General features: G+C 74.2%; 1 protein-coding gene. It reads right to left on the reverse strand.

Annotated elements, in window-relative coordinates:
• The coding region (locus AB0B14_RS36600; protein ID WP_357526738.1) for an SDR family NAD(P)-dependent oxidoreductase at window positions 1-6,628 on the reverse strand (6,628 nt) is incomplete at its 3' end.
• Between the last annotated feature and the right edge of the window lie 67 nt (window positions 6,629-6,695).

The following is a 6,695-nucleotide window of genomic DNA, read 5'->3' on the forward strand; positions in this document are numbered from 1 at the left end:
ACGCCGCAGCAAACACCACCGACGACCCATACAACTCACGACCCATACCCACCCGCTGCGCACCCTGCCCCGTAAACAAAAACGCCACCCGGCCGTCCGGCCGTGCCGTGCCCGTCACTACTCCGGGCGCGGTCCGGCCTTCGGCCAACGCGGCCAACCCGCCACGCAGCGCGCCAAGGTCCGAGGCCAGGACCACCGCCCGGTCGTCGTGCAGCGGCCGCTCGACGGCGCTGGAGAAGGCCACGTCGAGCAACCCGGTCTCCGGGTGGGCGTCGAGGTGGTGCCGGAGCGAGGCGGCCTGCGCTCGCAACGCCTCGGCGCCCCGGCCGGAGAGGATCACCGGCACCGGGCCCGGCAACTCCGGTTCGGCCGGCAGCGCCGGTTCGGCCGGGCGTTCGGCCGGCACGGACGGGGGCTCCTCGATGATGACGTGGGCGTTGGTGCCGCTGATCCCGAACGACGACACGGCGGCTCGCCGAGGCCGGCCGGCCGCCGGCCACGGCCTCGCCTCGGTCAACAACCGCACCGCACCCGAGGACCAGTCCACGTGGGGAGACGGAACGTCCACGTGCAGGGTCCTCGGGAGTACGCCGTGCTCCAGCGCCTTCACCATCTTGATCACACCGCCGACACCGGCCGCCGCCTGGGCATGGCCGATGTTCGACTTGAGCGTCCCGAGCCAGAGCGGCGTGGCCTCCGGGCGCTCCGTGCCGTAGGTGGCCAGCAACGCGCCCGCCTCGATCGGATCGCCCAGGCTGGTTCCGGTGCCGTGCGCCTCGACCGCGTCCACGTCGGCGGGGGTCAGGCCCGCGTTCGCCAGCGCCTGGCGGATCACCCGCTCCTGCGACGGGCCGTTCGGAGCGGTCAGCCCGTTGCTCGCACCGTCCTGGTTGACCGCGCTGCCGCTGAGGACGGCCAGAATCCGATGGCCGTTGCGCTCGGCGTCCGACAGCCGCTCCAGCAGGAGCAGGCCCGCACCCTCGGCCGGTCCGAAGCCGTCCGCGGCGGCCGAGAAGGCCTTGCAGCGGCCGTCGGCCGCCAGGCCGCGCTGCCTGCTGAACTCGACGAAGGTCGCGGGCGTCGCCATCACTGTCACGCCACCCGCCAGCGCGAGATCACACTCCCCTTGCCGTAGCGACTGCGCGGCCAGGTGAAGCGCGACCAGAGATGACGAGCAGGCCGTGTCGACAGTGACGGCGGGACCCTCGAAACCGAAGGTGTAGGCGATCCGCCCCGAGGCGACGCTCATGGTGTTGCCGGTCAGCAGGTGACCGGCCAGCTCATCCGACGAGTCCTGCGCACCCGCCTCGTAGCCCATGGCGGAGGTGCCGACGAAGACGCCGGTCCGGCTGTTCCGCAGCGAGGACGGGTCGATGCCGGCCCGCTCGACCGCCTCCCACGACGTCTCCAGCAACAGCCGCTGCTGCGGGTCCATGGCGAGCGCCTCACGCGGCGAGATCCCGAAGAACGCCGCGTCGAACAACGCCGCGCCGTCGAGGAAGCCGCCGCCGCCCGCGTGGCTGCTCCCCGGCGCGTCCGGGTTGGGATCGCGCAGCCGGTCGAGGTCCCACCCGCGGTCCTCCGGGAAGTCGGAGACCGCGTCCCCGCCCCGGGCCACGAGGTCCCAGAGGTCCTGCGGCCCGCTCACACCTCCCGGGTAGCGGCAGCTCATGGAGACGATCACCACCGGCTCGTCCGTGCCGGCGGCGACCGGCGGGGGTGCGGGGGCCGCGGCGGACGTACCCAGCAGTTCTGCCTTCAGGAAGGCCGCGAGCGCGTCCGGGGTCGGGTGGTCGAAGACCAGCGTCGCGGGAAGCCTGAGGCCGGTGTCGGCGCGCAGACGGTTGCGCAGTTCCACAGCGGTCAGCGAGTCGAAGCCGAGTTCCTTGAAGGACCGTGCCCGGTCGAGGGCGTCCGAGGGCCGGTGGCCGAGGACCGCTGCGACGTGCGTCTGGACCACGTCGAGGAGCAGCCGGTCCGGTTGGGCGCTGGCCGCCAGCCGGTCTGCCAGCGCGTACACGCTCTCCGGCAGGGCAGCCGCGGCCCGGCGGGCGGGTGCTCCGACGAGCCGGCGGAGGACCGCGGGTGGCGCGGTGGCGTCCTTGGCCCGGCGTCCCAGCCCGGCGAGGTCGAGCCGGGCCGGGACGAGAACTGCCTCGTCCACCAGGCGCGCCGCGTCGAAGAGGGCAAGGCCCTCCTCGGACTCCAGCGCGACCAGCCCCGACCGCCCCATCCTGGCCAGGTCCGCCGCGCCGAGGTGCGCGGTCATCCCGCTCCGCTCGGCCCACAGGCCCCAGGCGAGTGACGTGGCGACGAGTCCGCCGGCCCGACGCCGGTACGCGAGCGCGTCCAGACAGGCGTTCGCAGCCGCGTAGCCGGCCTGTCCCGCCGTGCCCAGGGTCCCGGCGGCGGAGGAGAACAGCACGAACATCGACAGTCCGGCGTCCAGGGTCAGCTCGTGCAGGTTGAGCGCGGCCTGGACCTTCGGGCGGAGTACGGTGTCGATCCGCTCGGGGCTCAACGCCTCGACCACACCGTCGTCCAACACACCAGCCGCATGGACCACACCGGTCAGCGGCCGGTCGGACGGCACGGTGGCCAACACCGCCGCGAGCGCCGCCCGGTCGCTGGCGTCGCAGGCGGCGAAGGTCGCGGTGGCGCCGAGGGCGGTCAGCTCGGCGGTCAGGTGGGCGGCGCCCGGGGCCGCTTCGCCCCGTCTGCTCAGGAGCAGCAGGTGGCGCACTCCGTAGTTGCTGACCAGGTGCCGCGCGAAGAGCGCGCCGAGGTTCCCGGAGGCGCCCGTGACCAGGACCGTGCCCGCGGGGTCGGGCCCTTCCGGGAGGCTGAGCACCAGCTTGCCCACGTGCGTTCCCTGGCGAAGGACGCGGAAGGCCTCGGGTGCCCGTCCGAGGTCCCACCGGGTCACCGGCATCGGGGTGAGCGCACCGCTGCGGAACAACCGGAGGATCTCCGCGAGCATCTCCCGGATCCGGTCGGGGCCCGCCTCCCGCAGGTCGAACGCCCGGTAGGCGACTCCCCCGTGGGTCGCGGCCACGGCCTGCGGGTCGCGCAGGTCGGTCTTGCCGATCTCGATGAATCGCCCGCCGGGAGACAACAGACGCAGCGACGCGTCGACGAACGGCCCGGACAGCGAGTTGAGGACTACGTCCACACCCCGGTGGAAGGTCGTTTCGAACTCCGTCGACCGGGACGAGGCGATCCGGTCCTCGGGCAGGCCGAGCGACCGCAGGGTCTCCCACTTCGCCGGGCTGGCGGTGCCGTAGACCTCGGCACCCAGATGGCGCGCCAACTGGACGGCCGCCATGCCGACGCCGCCCGCCGCCGCGTGCACCAGGACCGACTCACCCGCACGGAGCCCGGCCAGGTCGACCAGGCCGTAGTACGCCGTCAGGTAGACCACCGGGACCGCGGCCGCGTCCTCGAACGACCATCCCTGCGGCATCCTGGCCAGCAGACGTTCGTCGGTGACGGCGAGCAGGGCGAACGCGCCGGAGAACAGGCCCATCACCCGGTCGCCGACGGCCAGGCCGGTCACGCCCGGTCCGACCTCGGCCACCACTCCGGAGCCCTCGACACCCAGCCGGGGCGTGTTCTCGCCCAGATCGACGTCGAGGGCGTTGAGCACGTCCCGGAAGTTCAGACCCGCGGCCCGCATCACCACCCGGACCTCGCCTGGTGCCAGTGCGGCGACGGCGTCCGGGTTCGGCAGCAGCGCGAGGTTCTCCAGGGTGCCCCGTTCCGCGGCGTCCAGCCGCCAGGCGGACGCGGCGGGCGGCAGCAACCGTGTGGGGGAGCTGACCCGGGCGAGAGCGGGGGCGAGGAACGTGCGCGCGCGGACGGCCAGCTCGGGCTCGGCCGACCCCAGGGCGGCGGACAGCGTGCCGTGGTCCGCCGCGCCGGGCTCCAGGTCGAGCAGCGCGAACCGGCCGGGGTGTTCGGCCTGGGCGGAACGCACCAGCCCGTGCACCGCCGCGTGCGCCAGGTCGTGCACGTCCTCGCCGGGCCGGGTGGCCACCGCGCCCCGGGTGACCACGACGAGTCTGGCCTGGTCAAGACAGTCGTCGGCCAGCCAGGCCTGAAGGACGGCGAGCGTCCGGTGCAGCACGGAACTCACCGCGTCCGCCGATTCCGGGTCGCCACTCGGCGGGACGGACACGACCACCTGGGAGGGAACCGAATCGCCCTGGAACGGGAGCCCTGGCAGGACCGGCAGGCCCAGGCCGAGGTCGTCGGCGTCCAACGCGACAGTGCCGGCCAGACTGGACGGGCGGGCGGACACCTCGGTCCACTCCAACCGGAACAGGGAGTCGCGGAAGGTGTCGGAGGCGCGGCGGGCCGGGGCCGCGAGGTGCCCCGGCGCGACCGGACGCACCGTGAGCGAGTCGACGGTGGCCACCGGATCGCCCGCGCCGTCGAACAACGCCAGGGCGTAGGCGCCGTCCTGCGGGGACGGCGTCAGTCGCACTCTCAGCGACGAGGCTCCCGAGGCGTGCAGCCGGACCCCCGACCAGGAGAAGGGCAGCGCCACCTCGTCGTCCGCCTGCCCGGCGAGCACCACGGCGTGCAGCGCCGCGTCGAGCAGCGCCGGGTGCAGCCCGTACCCGGCGGGATTGTCGAGAGCGGGCTCGTCGGGCAGCCGCACCTCGGCGAAGATCTCCGCACCGAGCCGCCACACCGTGCCGAGGCCCTGGAAGCAGGGGCCGTACTCGTAACCGCGTTCGACGAGATCCGCATAGCCGGCCTCGACCACCGGCCCGGTGGGCGGCCACTGCGCGAGCGACTGCGGTACGTCGCCGGAGGACGCGGCGAGTGTGCCGACCGCGTGGCAGGTCCACGTGCCGTCCCCGTCGTCGGCGGCCTCCCGCGAGTGGATGAGGACCGGCCGCCGGCCCGCATCGTCCGGCGGACCGACCTCCACCTGGAGGTCGACCTCGGACGACCCCGTCAGCACCAGGGGCGCCTGCAGCGTGAGCTCCTCGAGCTCGTCCCGGCCGACCTGGTCGCCGGCGTGCACGGCCAGCTCGACGAGGACCGCGCCGGGCACCAGCACACTGCCGGAGACCACATGGTCGGCGAGCCACGGGTGCGTGCGTGGGCCGAGCCGGCCGGTGAGCACGAAGCCGTCGGTGCCCGGCAACGGCACCGCCGCCCCCAGCAGCGGATGGCCGGCGGCGCGCAGGCCCGCCGCGGTCACGTCGCCCGAGTGCCCGACCGCGTCGAGCCAGTAGCGGTCCCGTTGGAAGGAGTAGGTGGGCAGCTCGACCCGCCGCGCCCCGGAACCGGCGAACACCGCCGCCCAGGATGGTGCCGCGCCGTGGACGTGAGCCTCGGCCAACGCCTCCAGGAAGCGGCGTGGCCCGCCCTGGCCCCGCCGCAGCGTGCCCAGCGCGAACGCGTCGGCGCCCGCGTCGTCGAGCGTCTCCTGAATGCCGATGGTGAGCACGGGATGGGCGCTGACCTCGACGAAGAGCGTGTGGCCCCGCGAGACGAGGTCGCTGACCGCGTCCTCGAACAGCACCGGCTGTCGCAGGTTGCGGTACCAGTACTCGGCGTCGAGCATCGCGGTGTCGAGCGGCCCGTCCCGGGTCACCGTCGAGTGGAAGGGCACGGCCGAGGGCCGTGGCTCGATTCCCGCCAGCAGGTCCAGCAGTCGCTCGCGGATCGGCTCGACCTCGGCGGAGTGCGAGGCGTAGTCGACCGGGATTCTCCGTGCCCGCACACCCGCGGCCTCGCAGGCCGCCAGCAGCCCGTCGATCGCGTCCGGCGCCCCGGAGACCACTGTCGAGCGGGGGCCGTTGACCGCGGCGACCGACGCGCGGCCGCTCCACGGGGACAGCAGGCGTTCGACCTCCTCCGGCGGGAGCGGCAGCGAGGCCATGCCACCCGCACCCGCCAACCGCTCGGCGATGACCTTGCTGCGCAGCGCCACCACGCGGGCCGCGTCGGGCAGGCTCAGCGCTCCGGCGACGCAGGCCGCCGCGATCTCTCCCTGGGAGTGGCCGACGACGGCAGCGGGCTCGATCCCGTGCCTTCGCCACAGGTCGGCCAGCGCCACCATCACGGCGAACAGCACCGGCTGGACCACGTCGACCCGGTCCAGGGACGGGGCTCCTTCCTGGCCGAGCAGCACCGCGGTCAGCGACCAGTCGACGAACGGATCGAGCGCGGCGGCGCACTCGTGCAGCCGCTCCGCGAAGGCCACCGAGGACTCCATCAGCTCGGCGGCCATCCCGACCCACTGGGAGCCCTGCCCGGGGAAGACGAACACCGGCCCGGGGCCGAGAGGACGGGCAGTCCCCCGCAGCGCGCCCACCGCCGGGCCGTCCTCGGCGAGGCCGCGCAGCCCCTCCGTGAGCTCTTCCCGGTCGGCGACGACGAGGGCGGCACGGTGCGCGAAGGCGGTGCGCGTCGTGGCCAGCGACAGGCCGAGGTCCGCGGGGGACACGGAAGGCTCGGAGGCGAGCAGGGCCAGGAGGCGGCCGGCCTGTGCCCGTAGCGCGGCGTCGGTCCGCGCGCTCAACACCACCGGCACCGGCACCGGCACCGGCACCGGCTCCACCGCCGACGCCTCGACCGGCGCCTCGACCGGCACCTGTTCAAGAATCACATGCGCATTAGTCCCACTAATACCGAACGACGACACCGCCGCCCGCCGAGGCCGACCCGTTTCCGGC

Source organism: Micromonospora sp. NPDC049171 (genome assembly GCF_040648275.1).
In the GTDB taxonomy this organism is placed as follows: domain Bacteria; phylum Actinomycetota; class Actinomycetes; order Mycobacteriales; family Micromonosporaceae; genus Micromonospora.